The sequence below is a fragment of the Aeromicrobium sp. PFPM2_SD2 genome, from assembly GCF_057364525.1.
The window spans coordinates 1-671 of record NZ_JBNFNZ010000752.1; the positions used below are offsets into that span (position 1 = coordinate 1).

Genomic DNA, 671 nt, shown 5'->3' on the forward strand with positions numbered 1-671 from the left:
CCGGGCGGTCTGGCGGGGAAGCTCGCCCGCATGACGGCGCTCACCACCGCCACGCCGTCGGCCCCGGCGGCGACCGCCTCGGCCGCCTCGTCCGGTCCGATGCCGCCGATGACGACCACCGGGAGCCGTCCGGCCACCCGCTCGACCACGCGTCGGAGCCCGTCCAGGCCCCACGGCGTCTCGTGGTCGGGCTTGGTCGCGGTCGGCCACAGCGGGCTCACGGCGACGTAGCTGCACGCCGCCACCTGCTCGTCGTCGTCGAGCTGGGCGAGGTCGTTGAGCGACCAGCCCACCACCGCGTCGGGTCCCAGGGCGACGCGGGCCTGGGCCGGGGTGGTGTCGGAGGTGCCGACGTGGACGCCGTCGGCGTGCCGGGCCGCCTCGACGTCGTCGTTCACCACGACGGGCACGCGTCCCGCGACGCGCTCGCGGAGCCGTCGCACCTGCGCGACGAGCTCAGGCGTGGACGCCTGCTTGTCGCGCACCTGGACGAGCGTGACGCCGCCCTCGACGCCGGCGGCGACCATGCGCTCGAGGTCGTGGTGGGGCTCGGTGACCAGGTACAGCGAGACGTCGGGGGTCATCGGACGTCCGCTGCCGCGAGCCGGTCGGCGTCCAGCGCCGCCAGCTCGTCAGCAGGTGCGCCCGCAACGTCCCGGCCGCCGCGATCG

General features: G+C 76.3%; 1 protein-coding gene. It reads right to left on the reverse strand.

All coding sequences use genetic code 11. From position 1 onward, the window contains the following. The coding region (thiE, locus tag AC2W7G_RS17900) for a thiamine phosphate synthase (protein ID WP_485869618.1) at positions 1-584 on the reverse strand (584 nt) is incomplete at its 3' end. Positions 585-671: the final 87 nt, after the last annotated feature.